Annotated in this window: 19 protein-coding genes; 12 read left to right on the forward strand and 7 right to left on the reverse strand. The window is 60.5% G+C overall.

All coding sequences use genetic code 11. The annotated features are described in order from the left end of the window. Positions 1 to 192: 192 nt before the first annotated feature. On the reverse strand, positions 193 to 1089 hold the full coding sequence (locus ACA057_RS25340) for a helix-turn-helix domain-containing protein (RefSeq protein WP_401364054.1): 897 nt from the start codon (positions 1087 to 1089) through the stop codon (positions 193 to 195). Positions 1090 to 1268: 179 nt separating this feature from the next. Here ACA057_RS25340 and pobA point away from each other — a divergent pair, with 179 nt between their 5' ends. Together pobA and ACA057_RS25350 are read left to right on the forward strand one after the other, a co-directional pair. Further along, positions 1269 to 2462, forward strand: coding sequence for a 4-hydroxybenzoate 3-monooxygenase (gene pobA / locus ACA057_RS25345; protein ID WP_497343298.1), 1194 nt, complete (start codon positions 1269 to 1271; stop codon positions 2460 to 2462). 75 nt (positions 2463 to 2537) lie between these two features. Further along, positions 2538 to 4055 (forward strand): MDR family MFS transporter, encoded by a 1518-nt coding sequence (locus tag ACA057_RS25350; protein ID WP_497343300.1) that lies wholly within the window; start codon positions 2538 to 2540, stop codon positions 4053 to 4055. Positions 4056 to 4161: 106 nt separating this feature from the next. Here the strand turns inward: ACA057_RS25350 and ACA057_RS25355 are convergent, their stop codons facing one another. The 4 genes from ACA057_RS25355 to ACA057_RS25370 all read right to left on the reverse strand — a co-directional run bounded on the left by ACA057_RS25355 (position 4162) and on the right by ACA057_RS25370 (position 8053). Beyond that, entirely contained in the window at positions 4162 to 5010 is an 849-nt protein-coding gene (locus tag ACA057_RS25355; protein WP_497343302.1) for a cache domain-containing protein, read from the reverse strand. Between the two features lie 120 nt (positions 5011 to 5130). Further along, positions 5131 to 6006, reverse strand: a complete 876-nt coding sequence (locus tag ACA057_RS25360; RefSeq protein WP_497343304.1) for an ATPase — start codon at positions 6004 to 6006, stop codon at positions 5131 to 5133. Positions 6007 to 6112: 106 nt separating this feature from the next. After that, positions 6113 to 7105, reverse strand: a complete 993-nt coding sequence (locus ACA057_RS25365) for an NAD-dependent epimerase/dehydratase family protein (RefSeq protein ID WP_497343306.1) — start codon at positions 7103 to 7105, stop codon at positions 6113 to 6115. 54 nt (positions 7106 to 7159) lie between these two features. Further along, positions 7160 to 8053, reverse strand: a complete 894-nt coding sequence (locus ACA057_RS25370; protein WP_059402264.1) for a LysR family transcriptional regulator ArgP — start codon at positions 8051 to 8053, stop codon at positions 7160 to 7162. Positions 8054 to 8149: 96 nt separating this feature from the next. Here ACA057_RS25370 and ACA057_RS25375 point away from each other — a divergent pair, with 96 nt between their 5' ends. The 10 genes from ACA057_RS25375 (at position 8150) to ACA057_RS25420 (ending at position 23108) form a co-directional block, all read left to right on the forward strand. Next, positions 8150 to 8551 carry an ACT domain-containing protein gene (locus tag ACA057_RS25375; RefSeq protein ID WP_497343308.1) on the forward strand — a complete coding sequence of 134 codons (402 nt, stop codon included), beginning with the start codon at positions 8150 to 8152 and terminating at the stop codon, positions 8549 to 8551. A 7-nt stretch (positions 8552 to 8558) separates the two neighbouring features. Next, positions 8559 to 9161: a LysE/ArgO family amino acid transporter gene (locus tag ACA057_RS25380; RefSeq protein WP_497343310.1), complete on the forward strand. Its 603-nt coding sequence runs from the start codon at positions 8559 to 8561 to the stop codon at positions 9159 to 9161. Between the two features lie 177 nt (positions 9162 to 9338). Next, positions 9339 to 9935 (forward strand): superoxide dismutase, encoded by a 597-nt coding sequence (locus tag ACA057_RS25385; protein ID WP_008034365.1) that lies wholly within the window; start codon positions 9339 to 9341, stop codon positions 9933 to 9935. A gap of 1225 nt (positions 9936 to 11160) precedes the next feature. Beyond that, a complete protein-coding gene (locus tag ACA057_RS25390; protein WP_497343313.1) occupies positions 11161 to 13212 on the forward strand; it encodes a putative bifunctional diguanylate cyclase/phosphodiesterase in 2052 nt (683 codons plus the stop codon). Positions 13213 to 13394: 182 nt separating this feature from the next. Continuing rightward, on the forward strand, positions 13395 to 14747 hold the full coding sequence (locus ACA057_RS25395) for an imelysin family protein (RefSeq protein WP_497343315.1): 1353 nt from the start codon (positions 13395 to 13397) through the stop codon (positions 14745 to 14747). 292 nt (positions 14748 to 15039) lie between these two features. Then, positions 15040 to 16467 carry a di-heme oxidoreductase family protein gene (locus ACA057_RS25400; RefSeq protein ID WP_497343317.1) on the forward strand — a complete coding sequence of 476 codons (1428 nt, stop codon included), beginning with the start codon at positions 15040 to 15042 and terminating at the stop codon, positions 16465 to 16467. Between the two features lie 26 nt (positions 16468 to 16493). Then, positions 16494 to 17558 carry an imelysin family protein gene (locus ACA057_RS25405; protein WP_497343319.1) on the forward strand — a complete coding sequence of 355 codons (1065 nt, stop codon included), beginning with the start codon at positions 16494 to 16496 and terminating at the stop codon, positions 17556 to 17558. A 14-nt stretch (positions 17559 to 17572) separates the two neighbouring features. Next, complete coding sequence (locus ACA057_RS25410; protein WP_497343321.1) at positions 17573 to 18670, forward strand: DUF1513 domain-containing protein; 1098 nt, start codon at positions 17573 to 17575, stop codon at positions 18668 to 18670. Between the two features lie 237 nt (positions 18671 to 18907). Next, positions 18908 to 20056, forward strand: coding sequence for an efflux RND transporter periplasmic adaptor subunit (locus ACA057_RS25415; protein ID WP_497343323.1), 1149 nt, complete (start codon positions 18908 to 18910; stop codon positions 20054 to 20056). Positions 20057 to 20069: 13 nt separating this feature from the next. After that, positions 20070 to 23108 (forward strand): multidrug efflux RND transporter permease subunit, encoded by a 3039-nt coding sequence (locus ACA057_RS25420; RefSeq protein ID WP_497343325.1) that lies wholly within the window; start codon positions 20070 to 20072, stop codon positions 23106 to 23108. A 560-nt stretch (positions 23109 to 23668) separates the two neighbouring features. On the opposite strand, the gene ACA057_RS25425 is transcribed toward ACA057_RS25420, so the two are convergent. Next, positions 23669 to 23896, reverse strand: a complete 228-nt coding sequence (locus ACA057_RS25425) for a hypothetical protein (protein ID WP_497343327.1) — start codon at positions 23894 to 23896, stop codon at positions 23669 to 23671. Between the two features lie 2 nt (positions 23897 to 23898). Beyond that, complete coding sequence (locus ACA057_RS25430) at positions 23899 to 24612, reverse strand: lipopolysaccharide kinase InaA family protein (protein ID WP_497343329.1); 714 nt, start codon at positions 24610 to 24612, stop codon at positions 23899 to 23901. Between the last annotated feature and the right edge of the window lie 2 nt (positions 24613 to 24614).

A 24614-nucleotide genomic window follows, 5' to 3' on the forward strand; every position in this document is an offset into this window, starting at 1 on the left:
CACGCCATGAAGACCAGAACAAGAAGATACCTCGCGATTTTCATCACCTGCGCGGCCACGCTGGCGTTGTATGGCACGGCGGCCTGGCGCGTTGAGCAGTTGCGACAACTGCCCCGAGATTACGCGAGCTGCAATTTCGAGCGCTGCATTCCCCACAACGCGACTCTTAATGCCCTCCGGTAACGAAGGGGATCAGGCCTCGTTGTCCTGATCGGCCTTCAAGCGGTCGCGAAAAGCCTTGGGCGAGATCCCCACACGACGTCGGAACAGGCGCGTGAAGTTGGTCGGATCGGAAAACCCCAACACGTCGGACATCTCATAAATGGTCATGCTGGTGTAGGTCAGCAAGCGCTTGGCCTCCAGCAATTGACGTTCGTGCATGATCTGCAACGCCGGTTGCCCCGCCAGTTCACGGCACGTGCCGTTGAGGTGCGAGACCGAAATCCCCAGCCGATGCGCCAGGTCCTCGACCTTGACGTGCTGACGATAGGTCTCTTCCACCAGCTGGATAAAACCGTTGAGGTATTCCCGGGCCCGTTGCGGACGTTGGCTGGCGGAGCGGCGCTGAATCACCTGACGGCTGACCCACACCATGATCACGCTGACCAGCGAATGCATGAGCATTTCCCGGGCCGGTTGATGACCGGTGTATTCGTTTTGCAGCGCCGCAAACAGGCTGTTGAGGTAGTCGCCGTCCTTGCCCGCCGGATAGCTTTCGGCCTGGGCCAGGGCATTCACCGAGTTGCCCAGTTGCGCCTGGAGATGAGTCACCAGCGGCGCGGCGAGGGTCACGACAAAGCCTTCGACGTCCTCGGAAAAGCGATAACCGTGCACCGACAGCGGCGGCAGGATCAGGATTGTCGGTTCAGTCAATTGCGTGCGTTTGCCTTCGATTTCAAGCTCTGCCTGACCTTTGAATACGAAGAGCAACTGGCACAAATCAGCGTGGCGGTGGGGTTTGATTTCCCATTGATGCTCGCGGCTGCGTTTGGAAATGGTTTCACAGTGCAGCAAATCCGGGGTCGGCCAGTCCAGGCTTTCACCGTAGAGTTTGAACACTGGAATCGAAGGCAGGTCAGGCTTGTTCATAACTTCAATCCAGGCCTCGGGAGGTAGCGGGCGATAATCGCACCGATTGGCAGAATGTACAGGTATCGGCTCAGTTTTCACCTTCAATTGACGGACTCGCAAGTGAAAAATGCAAGCACTCGATCCATAAAAACCATTCACCGGCCTTGGTCGTGTGGAGCTTGCGAGTCATAAAAACAATGAAAATGCTGAAAACCCAAGTGGCCATTATCGGTGCCGGCCCTGCCGGTTTATTGCTCGGCCAGTTGCTGCATAACGCGGGCATCGACACCCTCATCCTCGAACGCCAGACCCCGGCCTATGTAATCGGGCGAATCCGTGCCGGCGTCCTCGAACAAGGCATGGTAGAGCTGCTGCGCCAGGCCGGCGTGGGCCAGCGCATGGACACCGAAGGGCTGGTCCATGGCGGCTTCGAACTGGCCCTCGGCGGGCGCCAGGTACACATCGACCTGCACGCCCTGACCGGTGGCAAAACCGTGATGATTTACGGCCAGACCGAGGTCACCCGTGACCTGATGGCCGCTCGTCGGGACGCTGGCGCGCAGACGATTTACCAGGCCGGCAACGTCGTGCCGCAGGGCATGAAAACCGAAGAACCGTTCGTGACGTTTGAGAAGGACGGCGAACTGTATCGCCTCGATTGCGACTACATCGCCGGGTGCGATGGTTTCCATGGTGTGGCGCGGCAGTCGATTCCTGAGGCGTGCCTGAAAGTCTTCGAGCGGGTTTATCCCTTTGGCTGGCTGGGGATTCTGGCCGACACCCCGCCAGTCCACGACGAGCTGGTGTACGCCCGCCATGAGCGCGGTTTTGCCTTGTGCAGCATGCGTTCGGCCACGCGCACTCGCTATTACCTTCAGGTGCCGGCGGATGAGCGGGTCGAACACTGGTCCGATCAGCGGTTCTGGGATGAACTCAAAAGCCGTTTGCCAGCCGCATTGGCCGAAAAACTGGTGACCGGGCCGTCCATCGAAAAAAGCATCGCGCCGCTGCGCAGTTTCGTGGTTGAACCGATGCAGTACGGGCGGATGTTCCTGGTCGGCGATGCCGCGCACATCGTCCCGCCCACTGGCGCCAAGGGTCTGAACCTGGCGGCGAGCGACGTCAGTACGCTGTTCACTATTCTGCTCAAGGTTTACCGCGAGGATCGGGTCGACTTGCTCGAGAAATACTCCGAGGTCTGCCTGCGCCGGGTGTGGAAAGCCGAACGGTTTTCCTGGTGGATGACTTCGATGCTGCATCGCTTCGATGAGCACGACGCCTTCAGCCAGCGCATTACAGAGTCGGAACTGGCGTACTTCGTCGACTCCGAGGCCGGCCGAAAAACCATTGCAGAAAATTACGTAGGGCTTCCATACGAGGCTATCGAATAGCCTGCTATCGACTTACACTGGCGAGCATTCCCGCTCGCCGCGCTTCTTGCGGGTCCATCACCGCAGGTTCTACCCGTGACCAATCTCAACCAGCCTGAAACAACCAAACCGGCCATTCGCAGCGTGCTGATCGCCCTGATGCTGGCGATTTTTCTCGCCGCGCTGGACCAGACCATCGTCGCCGTTTCAATGCCGGCCATCTCCGCGCAATTCAAGGATGTCAGCCTGCTGGCCTGGGTGATTTCCGGCTACATGGTGGCGATGACCGTGGCGGTGCCGATCTACGGCAAGCTCGGCGACCTGTACGGCCGACGCAAGCTGATGCTGTTCGGCATGGGCGTGTTCACGATCGCTTCGTTGTTCTGCGGCATGGCGCAAAGCATGGAGCAATTGGTGCTGGCGCGGATTATTCAGGGCATTGGGGCTGGCGGGATGGTGTCGGTGAGCCAGGCGATCATCGGCGACATCGTGCCGCCTCGGGAGCGCGGTCGCTATCAAGGTTATTTCAGCAGCATGTACGCGGTGGCCAGCGTGGCAGGCCCGGTATTCGGCGGTTACATGACCGAGTACCTGTCCTGGCGCTGGGTGTTCCTGATCAACCTGCCGTTGGGACTCGGCGCGTGGCTGGTGGCCCATCGCACGCTGGTCGGGCTGCCGGTGCCCCAGCGCAAACCGATCATCGATTACCTCGGCACCGTGCTGATGATCATCGGTTTGACCAGTTTGCTGCTGGGCATCACTCAGGTTGGCCAGGGTTATGCGTGGCGCAGCGCCGAGGTGCTGGGTTTGCTCGGGTGTGCGGTGTTGGTGCTGGCGCTGTTTGTCTGGCATGAGCGCCGGGCGCGTGAGCCGTTGCTGCCGATGCACCTGTTCGCCAACCGCCACGCGATTCTGTGCTGGTGCACGATTTTCTTCACCAGTTTCCAGGCGATCTCATTGATCGTATTGATGCCGCTGCGCTTCCAGAGCGTCACCGGTGCCGGCGCCGACAGTGCCGCGCTGCACCTGTTGCCGCTGGCCATGGGCTTGCCGATCGGCGCCTATTTCGCCGGGCGCCGGACCTCAGTCACCGGGCGCTACAAGCCGATGATCCTCGGTGGCGCCCTACTGATGCCGATCTCAATTCTGGGAATGGCGTTCAGTGCGCCTCAGGCCGTTTTGCTCAGCAGCCTGTTCATGTTGCTCAGCGGGATTGCCTCCGGCATGCAGTTCCCGACGTCGCTGGTCGGGACGCAGAACTCGGTGGCGCAACGGGACATCGGCGTGGCCACCAGCACCACCAACCTGTTTCGTTCGTTGGGCGGCGCGGTGGGCGTGGCGTTAATGTCGGCGCTGCTGCTGGCGTTGTTGCAGGATTCGAGTTTCGCCCACCTGGCGGGCTCGACGCTGATTGCCGAGGGCCATTCCGGGAATGTCTTGCTCGATGGTTTGAACGCCGCGCCGGGGGATGCGCAGAACGCCTTGCGTGCAGAGCTGCTGCTGACCTTTCGGCATTTGCTGATGGTCAGCGCGGCGGTGTCGTTGCTCGGGTTGGCGGCGGCGATTGCGATGCCGAACATGGTGTTGCGCGGGCGCGAGGATAAGGTTCGATAGATAGACTGAGTCGCCGGCATCGCGGGCAAGCCCGCTCCCACAAGTACCCTGCAAATCCTGTGGGAGCGGGCTTGCCCGCGATGGCGTCGTCACTGACACCATAAAATCAAGGGCTGTAATACCCGACAGCCACTAGAAAATGCCCGACCTTTTTCAGGTAGGCATGTTTGTCCTCGACTTTCCCGGTCACCGGGTTTTTCCAGCGGTATTCGTATTCGCCATAATCCTGCTTGGCGATCAAGGCCAGGATCGGCTCGCCTACCGGTTTGCCTTCCGGGTCGTTGACCTTGCTGAAATCGGTATTGATCAACCGCAGGTTGGTGCCGTGGGCGACGTAACGCTGGGTGTTCAGGTCGACGACGAACACATACAGGTCATCCTGCAAATAGCCGCCCTTCAGGGAGTTGATCGCCGTGAGCGTGCCCTTCTCGTCCTTGGCCAGATCGGCCGCTGCCTTGTTCAGCAACGCCATCGCCTGTTCCGCCGAGGCTCGTGGCAGGTAGTAACCCACCGCCAGAATCCGCTGGCCGATACGCTGGTAGTACACGTGTTTGCGCTCGACCTTGCCGTCGGACCAGTTTTGCCAACGGTACTCCGCCTGCTGAATGCCATTGCCTTCGGGGACTTTCAGGGCGTCCTTGAAGGCTTTCTGCAAATCCGGCCCGAGGGTTTCGGAGACATCACGTCCGATCAGCGCCGAAGACGGCCCGCCGCTGGCGAGCATCACGCCCTTGGTGTCGAGCACGAAGACATAACGATCCTTGTCGACAAACTCCCCCTGGCGGCTGAAGGCAGCGAAGGCTTTGTCACCATTCTCGTGGTAGTAGGCCAAGGCTTTCTCCAACAGCGCCTTGGCGGCCTGGCTGTCCTCCTTTTCCGTCCCGGCGGCCTGAGCCTGGCCGAGGCACAGCCAGAGCATTGCGCCCAGCACGGCCAACTTCTGCAATAACCCCATCGCGCATCCCCCGTTCTTCCTGGTGTTTGAAGAGCGTAGACGGCTTGGGGATATGCACGAGTATTCAGGAAAACGCAGTGGTCACCTGTAGCAGCTGCCGAAGGCTGCTACAGGAGCCTCTTACGGGCGGGCGCGCAGTTGTTGCTGCAGATTCTGGATCTGCGCTTGCAGGGTGTTGATGTTGCGGGTGACCTGGCCACGGAAAGCGTCGAACTCGGCAATGTTGGCGGCACCGGCGGCCGGCGTCGGGCGGTTGTCCTGTTGGCTTTTGAGGATAACCACTTCCTGTTCCAGACGTTCGATGGCGGCGCTCGGATTACCTTGTTTCTTCAGCGCGACAATGTCGGCGCCGAGGCTTTTCAGTTGGGCGTCAAATTGGTCAGTGTCCGCCGGGGCGCTTTTCAGCACGGCCACGTCACTGTTCAAGACTTTGACCTGCGCCTGCAATTGGATGGTGGCGGTCTGTTGCTCAGTGGCCTGGGCGGTGATCTGCGCCAGGCGTTTGTCCAGTTCGGTGGTTTGCGCGCTCATCTGCGCCAGACGCTTGTCCAGCTCCGACGTCTGGCCGACAACACCTTGCTGCTGTTTGCTTTGGTCCAGGAGTTTGCTTTCCAGCTGTTTGATTTGCAGCTTCAGGGCTTCGCTGTCGCTGGTCACGTTGGTCTGGCTGGCGACCACCTTGCCGGAAATGTCCTGCAAGCGCCCCGCCGCGTCCTCACTGATACGCGCGAAGCTTTCCTGGGTCGCCACCAGTTGCTGTTCCATCAGCGAAATCTGCTGAAAGCTCCACCAGGCAAGGCCGGCGAACGCAAAGAGCAACGCGCCGACCAGCGCCCACAACGGGCCGGTGCTCGGGCCTTTGACCTTGACCACGGGCGTGGTCCGCGAATGCACGGTGGTGCGAGCGGTGGGCACAAAATCATCGTCGTCGAGGCTGTTGGCACGCAGGCTCGGTACATCGTCGAAGTCGTCGTTGGCATCGTTACGCATGGACATTGAGTCAACCTTTGTGGAACGCGGTGATGGCTTGATGCGGCGCAGTATAAACCCCATCGCTGCACCGATTGCCCCTTAGGCCCAAACTCGGTTCAGTATCGGCCTGTCAGCGAATGTCCTGGGCCTTCCACCAGCCGCAGAATTCATCGAGGGCGGTCCAGAGACTGACTTTTGGATCGTAATCCAGATAATGCCGGGCGCGGCTGATGTCCAGGGTGAAATTTTTGTTCATGACCTGCATGCCCAGGCGCGACAAGGTTGGCTCGGGGCGACCCGGCCACAGCTTGCACACACCTTCGTTGAGCGCCGCGACGGTGTAGGCCAAACCGTAGGAACGGTAGCGCGTCACCTGTGGGATATCCATTTTGCGCATGACGTAATTGACCACGTCCCACAACGGAATCGGCGTGCCGTTGCTGATGTTGTAAGCCTTGCCCAGCGCCGAACCGCTGGCCAGCAAACTGCTGAGCAACGCTTCGTTGAGGTTTTGCACGCTGGTGAAATCGACCTTGTTCAGGCCATTGCCGACAATCGACAAGCGCCCCTTGCGCTGCATGTTCAGCAGGCGCGGGAAGATGCTCATGTCACCGGCGCCCGTGACGAAACGCGGGCGCAGGGCCAGGGTTTCGAGCCCGAACTCCTGGGCACCGAAGACCTTTTGCTCGGCCAGGTACTTGGTCGCGGCGTACGGGTGCTTGAAGCGCTTGGGCACTTGTTCTTCGGTCAAACCCAGATGATCGCGACCATCGAAGTAGATCGACGGCGACGACAGGTGCACCAGGCGTCGGACCCGTTGCTTCAGGCAAGCCTCGACGATGTTTTCGGTGACCTGGACGTTGCCTTGATGGAAATCCTGATAACGCCCCCACAGGCCGACCGCGCCGGCACAATGGACCACGGCCTCGACGTCGGAACACAGGTCGCGCGCCAGTTCCGGGTCGCTCAAGTCGCCCTGGATGAACTCGGCGCCACGGCGCACCAGATGTTCCACACTCTCGGCCCGGCGACCGTTGACCCGTACGTCCAGGCCCTGCTCCAGGGCGAAACGCGCAAAGCGCCCGCCAATGAAGCCGCTTGCGCCGGTGACCAGAATCTTCATGAATTGCTCCGAATATTTCGTTTTGCGTAGTGCGTGAGGTCTTGACGCTGCCCGTCAGTCCAACGGCACCAGCCATTGCCTGGACGAGCGCACCAATTGATCGGTGAGGAGGCCCAGCAACTGGCCGCCATTGCGCCAATGATGCCAGTACAGCGGCACATCGATCGGCTTATCTGGCAAAAGCTCCACCAACACGCCGCGTTCCAGTTGCTCGCGCACCTGCAATTCAGGCACCAGGCCCCAACCGAGGCCCGCTTCCGTGAGGCGAATGAAGCCTTCGGACGATGGGCATAAATGGTGTTCGAAGCCGCCATCTACGCCGAGGGACGCGAGGTAGCGATGCTGTAGGAAATCATCCGGGCCAAACACCAGGGCTGGGGTTTTCGACAACTGATCGGCGCGCACGCCTTCAGGAAAATGCCGGGCGATAAACGCCGGACTGGCCAACGCCCGGTAGCGCATGGCGCCCAGCAATACGCTGCGCGCACCGGCCACCGGACGCTCACTGGCGCAGACGCACGCCGCCACTTCGCCGGCGCGCATGCGTTTAAGGCCGACAGTCTGGTCTTCCACCACCAGATCGAGCAGCAGATGTTGTTCCGCGCAAAAATCGCCTACGGCCACCGCCCACCATGTGGCGAGGCTGTCGGCATTCAGGGCGATGCGCAGGCGTTCCGGCAAGCCTTCTTCGTCCAGTGCCGGCACCAGTGTTTGCAAATCACGCTCCAGCAAACGCACTTGCTGCACATGGTTGAGCAACCGTCGGCCGATTTCGGTGGGCGCCGGCGGGGTCACCCGCACCAATACCGGTTGCCCGACCCGCGCTTCGAGCAATTTGATCCGCTGGGAAATCGCCGATTGCGACAAACCCAGCACCTGCGCAGCGCGTTCGAATCCGGCCTGCTCGACCACTGCGGCCAAGGCAGAAAGCAATTTGTAGTCGAACATCAGTTTTCCTAATGAGCGATCAGCAGGATTGGTTTTTCTTATACAACGCCACACCGGAGAATGGCCAGCAAGAACTCTTGAACAAGGATCACCGACATGGCTGGCGAAACTTCATTGGCAACGCTTCTTAAAAGCATGAGCCCGCAACTCAACGCCGGCGACTACGTGTTCTGCACCCTGCGCGACGGCCAGTTGCCCACAGGCCTTGAGATCATCGGCAGCTTCCGCGAACAGGAAGGCCTGACCGTCATTCTGGAACGTTCCCACGCCGAAAAGGCCGGTTTCAGTTTCGATTACGTCGCGGCTTGGATCACCTTGAACGTGCACTCCGCCCTTGAAGCCGTCGGCCTGACCGCCGCATTCGCCACGGCATTAGGCCAGGCCGGGATCAGTTGCAACGTGATCGCCGGCTATTACCACGACCATTTGTTCGTCGGCCAGGCCGATGCCGATCGCGCCCTGCACGTGTTGCGGGACCTGGCGGCCAACGCGGAGTAAAAATCTCATGTGGCAAAGTTATGTAAACGGCCTGCTGGTGGCCGCAGGACTGATCATGGCGATCGGTACCCAGAATGCCTTTGTGCTGGCCCAGAGCCTGCGCCGCGAACATCACCTGCCGGTGGCAGCACTGTGCGTCACCTGCGATGCGTTGCTGGTCGCCGCCGGAGTGTTCGGGCTGGCGACGGTGCTGGCGCAAAATCCGACGCTGTTGGCGGTCGCCCGTTGGGGTGGCGCCGTGTTTTTGATTTGGTATGGCGCACAGGCGCTGCGTCGGGCCTGCTCGAAACAAAGTCTGCAACAGGGTGAAAACCAGACCGTGCGTTCATTGCGCGCCGTGATGCTCAGCGCCTTGGCGGTGACGTTGCTCAACCCGCATGTCTATCTCGACACCGTGTTGCTGATCGGCTCCCTCGGCGCCCAACAAACCGAGCCCGGCGCTTACGTGGTGGGCGCGGCCAGTGCTTCATTGCTGTGGTTTTTCACCCTGGCGCTCGGGGCGGCGTGGCTGGCACCGTGGCTGGCTCGACCCAGCACCTGGCGAATTCTCGACCTGTTGGTGGCGGTGATGATGTTCACGGTAGCGTTGCAGTTAATCGTTGCCGGGTGATTTATTCCAAAAGGCTCTGGAACCTCTATTCCACACAGTTGTTGCGTGGTTATGCCGCACCCCCGGTGCTATGATCCGATCCGATGCGCCGCAAAGAGTACAAACTCCCCGGCGCTTGTCTGGCCGCCCGTGATCGGCCTTGCGCTCACCGCAACTGACCTGATTAGGAGAATCATCATGGCTTTCGAATTGCCGCCGCTGCCTTACGCACACGATGCCCTGCAGCCGCACATTTCCAAGGAAACTCTGGAATACCACCACGACAAGCACCACAACACCTATGTCGTGAACCTGAACAACCTGGTGCCTGGCACCGAGTTCGAAGGCAAGACTCTGGAAGAAATCGTCAAATCTTCCTCGGGCGGTATCTTCAACAACGCCGCTCAGGTCTGGAACCACACTTTCTACTGGAACTGCCTGGCGCCAAACGCCGGCGGTCAACCAACCGGCGCACTGGCTGAGGCCATCAACGCTTCTTTCGGTTCGTTCGACAAGTTCAAGGAAGAGTTCAGCAAGACGTCTATCGGCACCTTCGGTTCCGGTTGGGGCTGGCTGGTGAAAAAGGCTGACGGTTCCCTGGCCCTGGCCAGCACCATCGGCGCCGGCAACCCGCTGACCAACGGCGACACCCCGCTGCTGACCTGCGACGTCTGGGAACACGCTTACTACATCGACTACCGCAACGTTCGTCCGAAGTACGTCGAAGCGTTCTGGAACCTGGTCAACTGGAAATTCGTGGCTGAGCAGTTCGAAGGCAAAACCTTCACCGCTTAAGATCGACGCCAGTCAAAAAAACCCGGCTTTTTAGCCGGGTTTTTTTATGGGTCAGGGGAAGGTTCGGAGCCTGGTGTATCCGTGAAAATCGTGTATTAGTCGGCTTGCTCGCGATGGCGGCCTGATAGCCGACCATTCTCTTGCGGGTGTACATATCCGTTTCTGCGGTAACGGCTGCTATTGGTTTCGCTCTTACAGCGAGTCACTTTTCCAAACGCCGAAAAGTAACCAAAAGGCTTTGCCCCTCCATTCGGTGCCTCGCTAAGGCTCGGCATGCCCTCACTCCGGCATTGCTCCGGGGGCCCGCCGCCATCGGCCATCCATGGCCGGGGGCGGCTACCGCGGCATCCTTGCCGCGGTACCCCCTACGCAACGCCTGCGTTCGGCCTCTGGGAAAGGGGCGACAGATCAAGATCAAAAGCCGAAGCAACGGCAAGATCAAAAGCGAACGCATCACCGCCCCTCCCTGTAGGAGCGAGCTTGCTCGCGATGGACCCACAGGCACCGCGTTTATCCTGTCAAAACGCGCCATCATTGACGTTCTTCGCGAGCAAGCTCGCTCCTACAGGGGAACATCCCCAATCAGGCCGGCCTGCATGCCGCCGTGCTTTTGATTTTGATACACCGTCCCATCGAGAGGCCGAGCGCAGGTTCTGCGCAGTGGGCAACCCGGCATGGATGCCGGGGTAGCCTCCCCCGGCCATGGATGGCCGATGGCGGCGGGCCCACGGAGCAGGACCGGAGCGAGGGCATGCCGAGCCTTAGCGAGGCACCGAACGAAAGGGGCAAGAGCCCTTGGTTACTTGGGGCTTTTCCAAGTGACCCGCCGTAAGGGCGGAACCCATAGCAGCCGTTACCGAAGAAATGGATATGTACACCTGAAAGAAATGGGTCGGCTACCAGGCCGCCATCGCAACCAACCCAATTCCAACAGCTGCGCCGAACGCGGGGGCCAATCTCCCACAATGAAACCAGCATTCAGCCCCTTGCCCCAGCGCCACAGCCGTCTAACATCAACCCAGTGGAAAATATGTCCAAATCCCCCTCAAGTTGAAGGCCCCAACAACCGACACAGTACGAATAGGGCAATTACTCCAAACAACAGCATATCCGCCAAGCCCACAGGCAAATCCTCCTGTGAATGATTGTCCCTTTGACTGCCATCACGGGATTGCCAATACTCATGGCAACTTGACGCTACCCGCACGGAACAAGGAATAACCCTTTGAAGCTGGAACTCAAGAACAGCTTGTCGGTGAAGTTGCTTCGGGTCGTGCTCCTGTCGGCATTGATCGTCGGCGTGGTCTTGAGCTGCGCGCAGATCGTTTTCGATGCCTATAAAACCCGCCAGGCCGTGGCCAACGATGCCGAGCGCATCCTCGACATGTTCCGCGACCCCTCCACCCAGGCCGTCTACAGCCTGGATCGGGAAATGGGCATGCAAGTGATCGAAGGCCTGTTCCAGGACGACGCAGTACGCCAAGCCTCCATCGGCCACCCCAACGAAGCGATGCTCGCGCAAAAATCCCGCGAGTTGCAGCACTCCCACAGTCGCTGGCTGACCGACCTGATCCTCGGCAAGGAACGCACCTTCACCACTCAACTGGTGGGTCGTGGCCCTTACAGCGAGTATTACGGCGACCTGAGCATCACCCTCGACACCGCCACCTACGGCCAGGGGTTCATCGTCAGTTCGGTGATCATTTTCATCTCCGGTGTGTTGCGCGCCCTCGCCATGGGACTGGTGCTGTACCTGGTCTATCACTGGCTGCTGACCAAACCGCTGTCGCGGATCATCGAGCACCTGACCGAAATCAATCCTGATCGCCCCAGCGAACACAAGATTCCGCAACTCAAGGGCCACGAGAAAAACGAACTGGGGATCTGGATCAACACCGCCAACCAGTTGCTCGAGTCCATCGAGCGTAATACCCACCTACGCCACGAAGCGGAAAACAGCCTGCTGCGCATGGCGCAATACGACTTCCTGACCGGCCTGCCGAACCGCCAACAGTTGCAGCAGCAGCTGGACAAGATCCTCGTCGACGCCGGCAAATTGCAACGCCGGGTCGCCGTGTTGTGTGTCGGCCTCGATGACTTCAAGGGCATCAACGAACAGTTCAGCTACCAAACCGGCGACCAATTGCTGCTGGCCCTGGCCGATCGCTTGCGGGCCCACAGCGGTCGTCTTGGCGCCCTCGCCCGTCTCGGCGGCGACCAGTTCGCCCTGGTCCAGGCCGATATCGAACAACCTTACGAAGCGGCCGAGCTGGCCCAAAGCATTCTCGATGACCTGGAAGCGGTGTTTGCCCTCGATCATCAAGAGATCCGCCTGCGCGCCACCATCGGCATCACCCTGTTTCCCGAGGACGGTGACAGCACCGAAAAGCTCCTGCAAAAAGCCGAGCAGACCATGACCCTGGCCAAGACCCGCTCGCGCAACCGCTATCAGTTCTATATCGCCAGCGTCGACACCGAGATGCGCCGCCGTCGTGAACTGGAAAAAGACCTGCGCGACGCCCTGGCCCGCAATCAGTTCTACCTCGTCTACCAACCGCAAATCAGTTATCGCGATCACCGGGTGGTGGGGGTCGAAGCGTTGATTCGCTGGCAGCATCCCGAGCATGGGCTGGTGCCGCCGGACCTGTTCATTCCCCTGGCCGAACAGAACGGCACCATCATCGCCATCGGTGAATGGGTGCTGGATCAGGCGTGCAAGCAATTGCGCGACTGGCATGACCAGGGTTTCGTCGACCTGCGCATGGCGGTGAACCTGTCCACCGTGCAGCTGCACCACGCCGAGCTGCCGCGAGTGGTCAACAATCTGCTGCAGATGTACCGCCTGCCGCCGCGCAGCCTGGAGCTGGAAGTCACCGAAACCGGCCTGATGGAAGACATCAGCACCGCCGCCCAGCACCTGCTGAGCTTGCGTCGGTCCGGCGCGTTGATCGCCATCGACGACTTCGGCACCGGTTATTCGTCCCTGAGCTATCTGAAAAGCCTGCCGCTGGACAAGATCAAGATCGACAAGAGCTTCGTTCAGGACCTGCTCGATGACGACGACGATGCGACCATCGTCCGGGCCATCATCCAGCTGGGCAAAAGCCTGGGCATGCAGGTGATTGCCGAAGGCGTGGAAACCCCCGAGCAAGAGGCCTACATCATTTCCGAAGGCTGCCACGAAGGTCAGGGCTATCTCTACAGCAAGCCGCTGCCGGCGCGGGAATTGAGTGTCTACCTAAAGCAGGCCCAGCGCAGTAACGCAGCGATCCACTGATCGTCTGTGGCCCTGTAGCAACTGCCGAAGGCTGCTACAGGTGACGGGCAGGCCCGCAGGCTTTGTGAATAAGAAATATTTCCAGGTACAACCCTTTACACATAATGCGAAAGATTTGCATTATGTCGCAGTTTCGCGCTTGCTGCGCCATTCCACCCCCCTCTCGAAGCAGGATGTTCGCCATGATTCGTATGCCTCTGGCTACCGCCAGTCTGTTGGCCATCGCTATTTCCCTCGCCGGTTGTGGCGAAGGCAAAGACAAGGCTGCCGCTCCGCAAACACCTACTCCAGCCGCTACCACCACAGCACCGGCCCCGGCTGTTGCACCTGCCGCTGCAAGTAAAGTCGACGAAGCCGCCGCCAAAGCCGTTGTCGCGCATTACGCCGACATGGTCTTCGCCGTTTACAGCGATGCCGAATCCACCGCGAAAACCCTGCAAACCGCTGTCGACGCCTTCCTCGCCAAGCCGAACGCCGATACCCTGAAAGCTGCCAAGACTGCCTGGATCGCTGCCCGCGTTCCTTATCTGCAGAGTGAAGTGTTCCGCTTCGGCAATACCATCATCGACGACTGGGAAGGACAGGTGAACGCCTGGCCCCTGGACGAAGGCCTGATCGACTACGTCGACAAATCCTACGAGCACGCACTCGGCAACCCGGGCGCCACCGCGAACATCATCGCCAACACTGAAGTTCAGGTCGGCGAAGACAAGATCGACGTCAAAGACATCACCCCGGCAAAACTTGCCAGCCTGAACGAGCTGGGCGGTTCCGAGGCTAACGTCGCCACGGGCTACCACGCGATCGAATTCCTGCTCTGGGGCCAGGACCTGAACGGCACCGGCCCAGGCGCTGGCAACCGTCCGGCTTCCGACTACCTGGAAGGCAAAGGCGCCACTGGCGGTCATAACGATCGTCGCCGCGCTTACCTGAAATCCGTGACCCAACTGCTGGTCAGCGACCTGGAAGAAATGGTCGGTAACTGGAAGCCGAACGTGGCCGACAACTACCGCGCCACCCTGGAAGCGGAACCGGCTGAGTCCGGCCTGCGCAAAATGCTGTTCGGCATGGGCAGCCTGTCCCTGGGCGAACTGGCGGGCGAGCGCATGAAGGTTTCCCTGGAAGCCAACTCCCCGGAAGACGAACACGACTGCTTCAGCGACAACACCCACAACTCGCAGTTCTACGATGCCAAAGGCGTTCGTAACGTGTACCTGGGCGAATACACCCGCGTCGACGGCACGAAAATGACCGGCGCGAGCCTGTCGTCCCTGGTGGCCAAAGCCGACCCGGCGGCCGACACCGCGCTGAAAGCCGACCTGGCTGCGACCGAAGCCAAGATGCAGGTCATCGTCGATCACGCCAACAAGGGTGAGCATTACGACCAACTGATCGCCGCCGGCAACACCGCTGGCAACCAGATCGTCCGCGACGCCATCGCTTCCCTGGTCAAGCAGACCGGTTCGATCGAAGCCGCCGCTGGCAAACTGGGCATCAGCGACCTGAACCCGGACAACGCTGATCACGAGTTCTGATCAACGCTGGCTGAATAAAAAGGCGACCTTCGGGTCGCCTTTTTTGTCCTTCGCTGATGCAATCCCTGTGGGAGCGGGCTTGCCCGCGATGACTGCTTAACATTCAACATATGTGTTGACTGAATCACCGCTTTCGCGGGCAAGCCCGCTCCCACAGGGATTGTGATTACCCAGATGTAATGTTCATCACCAAAACCTGCGCCATATCAACCAAACGATAATTCCTCTTATTCAATCTCCGCTGCCCTGTTAGACTTTGCGCCCTTGTTTTGCTCGTCTTGCAGGATGTCTGATGCCCTCGCTGCCTCTTCGCTTGTCCGCACTGTTGCTGGCCCTGTGCCTGAGTGCCTGCGATGACGCCCCGACGTTCACCCAGGCCGAACCCGGTGAAGCTCGCTCCGGTGGCAGCGCGACGGTGCGCAAGACCGATCAGAATGCCTTTTCCCTGCCGTCCGCCAACCTGCCGCCCTCGCGGCGTGTGGATTTCAGCGTCGGCAACAGCTTCTTCCGCAATCCCTGGGTGATCGCGCCATCGACCACCACCGCCCGCGATGGCCTCGGTCCGCTGTTCAACACCAACGCCTGCCAGAACTGCCACATCAAAGACGGCCGCGGTCATCCGCCGACGCCTGACGCGCAGAATGCCGTGTCGATGCTGGTGCGGTTGTCGATTCCCGATGCGCCGTCGTACGCCAAGGTCATCGAACAACTCGGTGTGGTCCCGGAGCCGGTCTACGGCGGGCAGTTCCAGGACATGGCCGTGCCCGGTGTCGTTCCGGAAGGCAAAGTGCGCGTCGACTACACGCCGGTGCCGATTCGCTTCAAGGACGGCACCGAGGTCGAGTTGCGCAAACCGACCTTGCAGATCAGCCAACTCGGCTACGGCCCGATGCACCCCGACACGCGTTTCTCGGCGCGCATTGCACCGCCGATGATTGGCCTCGGCTTGCTCGAAGCGATCCCCGACGAGGCGATCCTGGCCAATGCCGACGCCCAGGCAAAAGAAAAAAACGGCATCACCGGACGCCCGAACCGGGTGTGGGATGACGCCCAACAGAAAACCGTCCTCGGACGCTTCGGCTGGAAGGCCGGGCAACCGAACCTCAATCAACAGAATGTCCACGCGTTTTCCGGCGACATGGGCCTGACCACAAGCCTGAGAACCGTCGACGATTGCACCGACGCGCAAACCGCTTGCAAGCAGGCACCCAACGGCAATGGTCCGGCCGGCGAGCCGGAAGTCAGCGATAACATCCTGCGCCTGGTGCTGTTCTACAGCCGCAACCTCGCCGTCCCGGCCCGCCGCGATGTCGGCACGCCTGAAGTGCTGGCCGGCAAGACGCTGTTTTTCCAGGCCGGCTGCCAGTCCTGCCACACGCCGAAATACACCACCGCCGCCAACGCCGCCGAACCTGAACTGGCCAATCAAGTGATTCGCCCTTACAGCGATCTGCTGCTGCATGACATGGGCGACGGTCTGGCCGACAACCGAACCGAATTCCAGGCCAGTGGCCGCGACTGGCGCACCCCGCCGTTGTGGGGCATCGGCCTGACGCAGGCGGTGAGTGGCCACACCCAATTCTTGCATGACGGCCGCGCCCGCAATCTGCTCGAAGCCGTGCTCTGGCATGGCGGCGAAGCCAGCGCGGCGCAGCAACAGGTTTTGTCTTTCAATGCCGAGCAGCGCGCTGCGTTGCTGGCGTTTTTGAATTCCCTTTAATACGTATTCCATAGCGGGAGCCCGACATGTTCCGTCCCAAATTGTTGTTCACCAGCCTTGCCGCATTAGCGCTCGGCGCCTGTTCGCCGCAGGATCCGCAAGCGGTCACCTCGGCGGCCATCGCCAAATCGGTGATCCTGCCGACCTACACGCGCTGGGTTGAAGCCGACCGCCAATTGGCCGTCAGCGCACTCGCCTACTGCGAAGGCAAGGAAAACCTCGACACCGCACGTGCCGACTTCCTGCACGCGCAGAAAGCCTGGGCCGAGCTTCAGCCTTTGCTGATCGGGCCGCTGGCCGAAGGCAATCGTGCCTGGCAGGTGCAGTTCTGGCCGGACAAGAAAAACCTCGTCGGCCGTCAGGTCGAGCAACTGGTCACCGCGCAGCCGCAGATCGATGCTGCGGAACTGGCCAAGTCCAGCGTTGTGGTTCAGGGCCTTTCCGCCTACGAATACATCCTGTTCGACAGCAAGCCAGACGTCGCCAACGACGCGCAAAAAGCCAAGTATTGCCCGCTGTTGAAAGCGATTGGCGAGCGTCAGAAACTGCTGGCCGAAGACATTCTGAAAAGCTGGAACACCACCGACGGCATGCTCGCGCAGATGAGCAAATTCCCGAACCAGCGCTACGCCGATTCCCACGAAGCCATCGCCGATTTACTGCGGGTGCAAGTCACCGCCCTCGACAGTTTGAAGAAGAAACTCGGCACGCCGATGGGCCGCCAGACCAAGGGCGTTCCGCAACCGTTCCAGGCCGATGCGTGGCGCAGCCAGTCTTCCCTGACCGGCCTCGAAGCCAGCCTCGCCGCCGCCAAGACCGTATGGGAAGGCGTCGACAACAAAGGCCTGCGCGGTTTGTTGCCGAGTGAGCAGAAACCCTTGGCCGACAAGATCGATGCGGCCTACGCTGCGGCCCTGAAACTGTTCGCCAGCAACCAGCGCTCGCTGACCGAGATGCTCAACGACGATGCCGGTCGCCAGCAACTCAACGATCTCTACGACAGCCTCAACGTCGTCCACCGCCTGCACGAAGGCGAACTGGCCAAGGCGCTGGGCATCCAACTGGGCTTCAACGCCAACGACGGTGACTGATGAGGGCGAGTGCCATGCTGCGACGTCAGGCTCTGACTTTAGGTAGTTTGCTGCTGGGAGCAGTGACACTGGGCGGCTGGACGCTGTTCAAGCACAAGGACAAAAGCCCGCTGCTGCTGTCGGCGCGGGACGATAACGACGGCAAGCATTACGCCGTCGGTTATCGGCTGGACGGCACTCGGGTGTTCGCCACCGAGGTCGGCCAGCGTTGCCACGACATCATCAACCACCCGACGCAGCCGATCGCATTGTTCGTGGCCCGGCGGCCGGGCACCGAGAGTTACCTGATCGACCTGCGCGACGGCACGCTGCTGCAAACCGTGACCTCGCAGGCGAACCGGCATTTCTACGGGCATGCGGTGATTCACCAGAGCGGCGACTGGTTGTACGCCACCGAGAACGACACGTCCGATCCGGGTCGCGGCTTGCTGGGTGTGTATAAGTTCGAAGGTGAGCGACTTATCCACAGCGGCGAGATTCCTACCCACGGCATAGGTCCGCATCAGGTGTCGTGGATGCCCGATGGCGAAACCCTGGTGGTGGCCAACGGTGGCATTCGCACCGAAGCCGAAAGCCGGGTGGAGATGAACCTCAACGCGATGGAACCGAGCCTGGTCCTGATGCAACGCGACGGCACCCTGCTGAGCAAGGAAACCCTCGCCCAGCCGATGAACAGCGTGCGTCATTTGGGCATTGCCAGCGACGGTACCATCGTCGCCGGCCAGCAGTTCATGGGGCCGTCCCACGAGTCTTCGGAGCTGCTGGCGATCAAACGTCCCGGCCAACCGTTCGTGGCGTTCCCGGTCCCCGAACATCAGTTGCAGGCCATGGGGCACTACACCGCCAGCGTCGCGGTGCACAGTGAATTGCGCCTGGTCGCGCTGACCGCACCTCGGGGCAACCGCTTTTTCATCTGGGACCTCGACAGCGGCGAAGTGCGCCTGGACGCGCCGCTACCCGACTGCGCCGGCGTGGGCGCGGTGGCCGATGGGTTTGTCGTGACCTCGGGTCAGGGGCGCTGCCGGTACTACGATTGCCGCCAGACAACTCTTGTAGCAAAACCGCTGGAGCTGCCCGCCGGGCTCTGGGACAACCACCTTCACCTGATCTAAACGCGCTCCTTGTAGCAGCTGGCGCAGCCTGCGTTCGGCGGCGCAGCCGTCGTAAAACCATCCAACGCGGTTTGTCTGGCACACCGCGTCGCCGGATCTTACGACGGCTACGCCGCCGAACGCAGGCTGCGCCAGCTGCTACAGGTCTGCGTGTGAAAAGTGCTCGCTGGAATCCCCTTCCCACTCGGGGTAATGTGCCCAACTGTCTCACCTGATTTTCTCCAAGGAACTGGAAATATGCTGCGTCGCCGCATGCTGATCATGTTGGGTGTTGTTCTGCTGATCGTGCTGGTCCTGGCCGGTTACAAAGCCTTCTCCATCTACACGATGATCCAAGGCTTCTCCGCGCCGAAACCGCCGATCAGTGTCGCTGTGGCCACCGCCAGCGAACGGCCGTGGCAAGCGCGTCTGCCTACGGTTGGCACGCTCAAGGCACTGCAAGGCGTGGACCTGAGCCTGGAGACCGACGGCACCGTCATCGAGTTGCAGTTCGAGTCAGGGCAGAAGGTCAAGGTCGGTCAACCGCTGCTTCTGCTTGATAGCGTGGTAGAGACCGCCCTGCTCGAAACCGCTCAGGCCGACCTGGGGCTGGCGCAGCTCGATTACGGTCGCGGCAGCCAACTGGTGGGCAGCCAGGCCATTTCCAAAGGCGAATTCGACCGGCTCTCGGCGGTGTTGAAAAAGAGCCGGGCCACGGTCAATCAGCTCAAGGCGGCACTGGCCAAAAAACGCTTGCTCGCACCGTTCAGCGGGACCATCGGCATTCGTCAGGTGGACATCGGTGACTATCTCGCCAGCGGCACCATGATTGCCACCCTGCAAGACCTCAGCAGCCTCTATGTAGACTTCTTCGTGCCCGAGCAGTCAGTACCGAAGATCGCCATCGGCCAACCGGTACAGATCGTTGCCTCGGCCTACCCGACGCAAAACTTCCCCGGCATCATCACTGCGATCAACCCGAAAGTCGAAAACACCACCCGCAACGTCCAGGTCCGCGCGACCCTGGCCAACCCCGACGGCAAGCTGCTGCCTGGGATGTTCGCCAGCCTGCAAGTGTTATTGCCCAACCCGCAGCCACGCATTGTCGTGCCGGAAAGCGCGATTACCTACACGTTGTACGGCAACTCGGTCTACGTCGTTGCACAGAAAAAAGCTGAAGACGGCAGCCTCGAAAAAGACGACAAGGGCCAGCCGATCCTGATCGCCGAACGGCGGTTCATCGAAACCGGCGAACGCCGGGACGGGCTGGTGATGATTACCAAAGGCGTGCAGAACGGCGAAAAAGTGGTCACGGGCGGCCAGATCAAACTGGACAACGGCGCACACATTGCCATCAGCGACGACAAGACTTTAGCCGAGAAGAACAGCCCGCCGCGCGCGGACTGATCAAGGAATCCCCATGGCTTTTACCGACCCGTTCATCCGCCGCCCGGTGCTCGCCACCGTGGTCAGCCTGCTGATTGTGCTGCTGGGCTTCCAGGCCTGGAGCAAGCTGCCGCTGCGCCAATACCCGCAAATGGAAAACGCCCTGATCACAGTGACCACCGCTTACCCCGGGGCCAATGCCGAAACCATCCAGGGCTACATCACCCAGCCGATGCAACAGAGCCTGGCCAGCGCCGAGGGCATCGACTACATGACCTCGGTCAGTCGCCAGAACTTCTCGGTGATCTCGATCTACGCGCGCATCGGCGCCAACAGCGACCGCCTGTTCACCGAATTGCTGGCCAAGGCCAACGAGGTGAAGAACCAACTGCCCCAGGACGCCGAAGACCCGGTACTGAGCAAGGAAGCTGCGGACGCCTCGGCGCTGATGTACATCAGTTTCTTCAGCAAGGAGCTGAGCAACCCGCAAATCACCGACTACCTGTCGCGGGTCATTCAGCCAAAACTGGCAACCCTGCCGGGCATGGCCGAGGCCGAGATTCTCGGCAACCAGGTATTCGCCATGCGCCTGTGGCTGGACCCGGTGAAGCTCGCCGGATTTGGTCTCAGCGCCAGTGACGTGACCGATGCGGTGCGCAAGTACAACTTCCTCTCCGCCGCTGGCGAAGTGAAAGGCCAGTACGTGGTCACCAGCATCAACGCCAACACCGAGCTCAAATCCGCCGAAGCCTTTGCCGCGATTCCGCTCAAGGTCGATGGCGACAGCCGCGTGCTGCTCAGCGATGTCGCGCGGGTGGAAATGGGCGCGGAAAACTACGACACCATCAGTTCCTTCGGTGGCACGCCCTCGGTGTACATCGGCATCAAGGCGACGCCCGGCGCCAACCCGCTGGACGTGATCAAGGAAGTGCGCAAGATCATGCCGGATCTCGAGGCTCAACTGCCACCGAACCTCAAGGGTGAAATTGCCTACGACGCCACGCTGTTCATCCAGGCCTCGATCGACGAAGTGGTGAAAACCCTGTTCGAAGCGGTGCTGATCGTGATCGTCGTGGTGTTCCTGTTCCTCGGAGCACTGCGTTCGGTGGTGATCCCGGTGGTCACTATTCCGCTGTCGATGATCGGCGTGATGTTCTTCATGCAGATGATGGGTTACTCGATCAACCTGCTGACCCTGCTGGCGATGGTGTTGGCCATCGGCCTGGTGGTGGACGACGCGATCGTGGTGGTGGAAAACATCCACCGCCACATCGAAGAAGGCAAGACGCCGCTGGATGCTGCCATCGAAGGCGCCCGGGAAATCGCCATGCCGGTGGTCTCGATGACCATCACCCTGGCGGCGGTGTATGCGCCGATCGGTTTCCTGACGGGGCTGACCGGGGCGTTGTTCAAGGAGTTCGCCCTGACCCTGGCCGGGGCGGTGGTGATTTCCGGCATCGTCGCCCTGACGCTGTCGCCGATGATGTGCGCGTTTTTGCTGCGCCACGACGAAAACCCCAGCGGCCTGGCCCATCGCCTCGACCTGATTTTCGAAGGCCTCAAGCGCCGCTACCAAAGCCTGCTGCACGGCACGCTGAACACCCGGCCGGTGGTGCTGGTGTTCGCGGTGATCGTGCTGTGCCTGATTCCGGTATTACTCAAGTTCACCAAGTCGGAACTGGCACCGGACGAAGATCAGGGCATCATTTTCATGATCGCCAACGCCCCACAAACGGCCAACCTTGACTACCTGAGCGCTTACACCGACGAATTCGTCGACATCTTCAAGGCGTTTCCCGAGTACTACTCATCGTTCCAGATCAACGGCTTCAACGGCGTGCAATCGGGTATCGGCGGCTTCCTGCTGAAACCGTGGAACGATCGCAGCCGCACGCAAATGCAGATCCTGCCCGAGGTTCAGGCCAAACTGGAGAGCATTGCCGGGTTGCAGATTTTCGGCTTCAACCTGCCCTCCCTGCCCGGTACCGGCGAAGGGTTGCCGTTTCAGTTCGTCATCAACTCCGCCAACGATTACGCGTCGCTGCTGCAGGTGATCGATCGGGTGAAAAAACGCGCGATGGAATCCGGCAAGTTCGCGTTCGTCGACGTCGACCTGGCCTTCGACAAGCCTGAAGTGGTGGTGGATATCGATCGCGCCAAGGCCGCACAAATGGGCGTGTCGATGCAGGATCTGGGCGGCACGTTGGCCACGTTGCTCGGTGAAGCGGAGATCAACCGTTTCACCATTGAAGGTCGCAGCTACAAGGTCATCGCGCAGGTTGAGCGGCCCTTCCGCGATAACCCGGAATGGCTGAATAACTATTACGTGAGAAACACCAAAGGCGAACTGCTGGCCCTGTCGACCCTGATCACCGTGAGCGACCGGGCGCGGCCACGGCAGTTGAACCAGTTCCAGCAACTCAACTCGGCCATCCTGTCTGGCGTGCCGCTGGTCAGCATGGGTGAGGCCATCGACACCGTGCGCCAGATCGCCCGGGAAGAAGCACCGGTGGGTTACGCCTTCGACTATGCCGGCGCCTCACGGCAATTCGTCCAGGAAGGCAGTGCCCTGTGGGTCACCTTTGCGCTGGCATTGGCGATCATTTTCCTGGTACTCGCCGCCCAGTTCGAAAGCTTCCGCGACCCGCTGGTGATTCTGGTGACGGTGCCGCTGTCGATCTGTGGCGCGTTGATTCCGCTGTTCCTCGGCTGGTCGAGCATGAACATCTACACCCAGGTCGGACTGGTGACGTTGATCGGGCTGATCAGCAAGCACGGGATCCTGATCGTCGAATTCGCCAACCAGTTGCGCAAGGAAAAGGGCCTGACAGCGCGCGAGGCCGTCGAGGAAGCGGCGGCCATTCGACTGCGACCGGTGTTGATGACCACGGCGGCCATGGTGTTCGGCATGGTGCCGTTGATCATCGCCACGGGTGCGGGGGCGGTCAGCCGGTTCGACATCGGCACGGTGATCGCCACGGGGATGTCGATCGGGACGTTGTTCACGTTATTCGTGTTGCCGTGCGTGTACACATTATTGGCCAAACCGGACAAACCCAAACAACATTCATAGTTCCTTGCTGTAGGAGCGAGCTTGCTCGCGATGGACTCACAGGCATCGCGTTTGTCCTGATTAAACGCGTCATCGTTAACGTGCATCGCGAGCAAGCTCGCTCCTACAGGGGAATGCGCATTCCCCAATCAGGCCGGCCTACAGGCCGCCGTGCTTTTGATCTTGATGCACCGCCCCCTCGTAAGGCCGAGTGGAGGTTCTGCGCAGTGGGCAACCCGGCAGGGATGCCGGGTTAGCCGCCCCCGGCCAGGGATGGCCGATGGCGGCGGGCCCACGGAGCAGGACCGGAGCGAGGGCATGCCGAGCCTAGGCGAGGCACCGAACGACAGGGGCAAAAGCCCTTGGTTACTTGGGGCTCTTCCAAGTGACCCGCCGTAAGGGCGGAACCCATAGCCGCCGTTACCGCAGAAATGGATATGTACACCTGAAGAGAATGGTCGGCTACCAGGTTGCCATCGCGAGCAGGCTCGCTCCCACATTTGCTCGATATCACGGCCTAAACGCCGGCCACAAAAAAGGCCTCGCATTTTGGCGAGGCCTTTATTTGGGCTTCAATCTGTTCAACTTTGCGGCCTCAATCCTTGAGAGAGTCCGAACATGAACAGCAATAAATCATGATCGGGTTGGGTTGCCACCGATGCCTTGGCAACGCGTGGCAACGGACAGTGCGCGTCACCGTTTTCTGAACTGAGGATCTGCGTGCGGGGCTGCTCCCAGGCAGCCACCGCCAGCGAAGCAACTGCCAAGGCTCCTAACAGAAACACACCTCGCGCAATTTCGAGTTTCATCGCTATAAACCCTTGATAGCGCTGCCAAACGCCGTCTCATAAAAATAGACGAGTTTTTTCCAGTCCGTCGGACTGAACGACGAGTGGCGACGCAGCTGCTTCATGTCATGGGAGGCCGCACGACGGGCGGTCAAGCGCTGCCGGCACTTCTCCAGATCGATCAAGGCCACTTCGACTTTTGCCGCCTCGCCTTCACCGGTGACACGCACAAACACGTGCTTGATGTAGATGCAGCTGTGCTGCCAACGGCCCTTGTGCATACGGGCCAGGTTCTCGGCCAGATCCTTCAACACCCGGTCATGCACCGCTTCACCATGACGCTCACGACCACCGCCCGCGTACCAGTGTTCGATTTCCTCGAAGCCGTCCAGGGATTTGGTCACCAGCAATGCACGCCATTTGTGCACTGGATCACGCTGCGCACCGCAGAACACAATTTCCGGAACGCGAACGTCGATCAGGCGCAAACCGATGAGCGCATCGCGTTCACGCAATACCGTTGGCCGACCGAACGGGTGCAGCCAGCTGCGATAGATATGCCCGGTCTGACGCTTGGTGTAGAGCAGTTGTCCGTCGCTGCCCACCACTCGCTGCACGCCACTTTCGCCACCGCGACGGACGTTGGGCTCTTCAACCCATTCACCCCGCAGATTCCAGAAATAGTCGAAGCGGTCCTGAGGAGCGACGTCCGTTTCTGCTGCACATTGCACTGCCATCC

The sequence above is a fragment of the Pseudomonas sp. LBUM1661 genome (assembly GCF_059695925.1).

Coding starts and splice junctions, on each gene's coding strand:
- ACA057_RS25375 (WP_497343308.1), top strand. CDS start 8,150: ATGGCTGGCGAAACTTCATTGGCAACGCTTCTTAAAAGCATGAGCCCG.
- ACA057_RS25420 (WP_497343325.1), top strand. CDS start 20,070: ATGGCTTTTACCGACCCGTTCATCCGCCGCCCGGTGCTCGCCACCGTG.
- pobA (WP_497343298.1), top strand. CDS start 1,269: ATGAAAATGCTGAAAACCCAAGTGGCCATTATCGGTGCCGGCCCTGCC.
- ACA057_RS25385 (WP_008034365.1), top strand. CDS start 9,339: ATGGCTTTCGAATTGCCGCCGCTGCCTTACGCACACGATGCCCTGCAG.
- ACA057_RS25360 (WP_497343304.1), bottom strand. CDS start 6,006: ATGTCCATGCGTAACGATGCCAACGACGACTTCGACGATGTACCGAGC.
- ACA057_RS25340 (WP_401364054.1), bottom strand. CDS start 1,089: ATGAACAAGCCTGACCTGCCTTCGATTCCAGTGTTCAAACTCTACGGT.
- ACA057_RS25430 (WP_497343329.1), bottom strand. CDS start 24,612: ATGGCAGTGCAATGTGCAGCAGAAACGGACGTCGCTCCTCAGGACCGC.
- ACA057_RS25415 (WP_497343323.1), top strand. CDS start 18,908: ATGCTGCGTCGCCGCATGCTGATCATGTTGGGTGTTGTTCTGCTGATC.
- ACA057_RS25410 (WP_497343321.1), top strand. CDS start 17,573: ATGCTGCGACGTCAGGCTCTGACTTTAGGTAGTTTGCTGCTGGGAGCA.
- ACA057_RS25380 (WP_497343310.1), top strand. CDS start 8,559: ATGTGGCAAAGTTATGTAAACGGCCTGCTGGTGGCCGCAGGACTGATC.
- ACA057_RS25400 (WP_497343317.1), top strand. CDS start 15,040: ATGCCCTCGCTGCCTCTTCGCTTGTCCGCACTGTTGCTGGCCCTGTGC.
- ACA057_RS25395 (WP_497343315.1), top strand. CDS start 13,395: ATGATTCGTATGCCTCTGGCTACCGCCAGTCTGTTGGCCATCGCTATT.
- ACA057_RS25405 (WP_497343319.1), top strand. CDS start 16,494: ATGTTCCGTCCCAAATTGTTGTTCACCAGCCTTGCCGCATTAGCGCTC.
- ACA057_RS25365 (WP_497343306.1), bottom strand. CDS start 7,105: ATGAAGATTCTGGTCACCGGCGCAAGCGGCTTCATTGGCGGGCGCTTT.
- ACA057_RS25425 (WP_497343327.1), bottom strand. CDS start 23,896: ATGAAACTCGAAATTGCGCGAGGTGTGTTTCTGTTAGGAGCCTTGGCA.
- ACA057_RS25370 (WP_059402264.1), bottom strand. CDS start 8,053: ATGTTCGACTACAAATTGCTTTCTGCCTTGGCCGCAGTGGTCGAGCAG.
- ACA057_RS25355 (WP_497343302.1), bottom strand. CDS start 5,010: ATGGGGTTATTGCAGAAGTTGGCCGTGCTGGGCGCAATGCTCTGGCTG.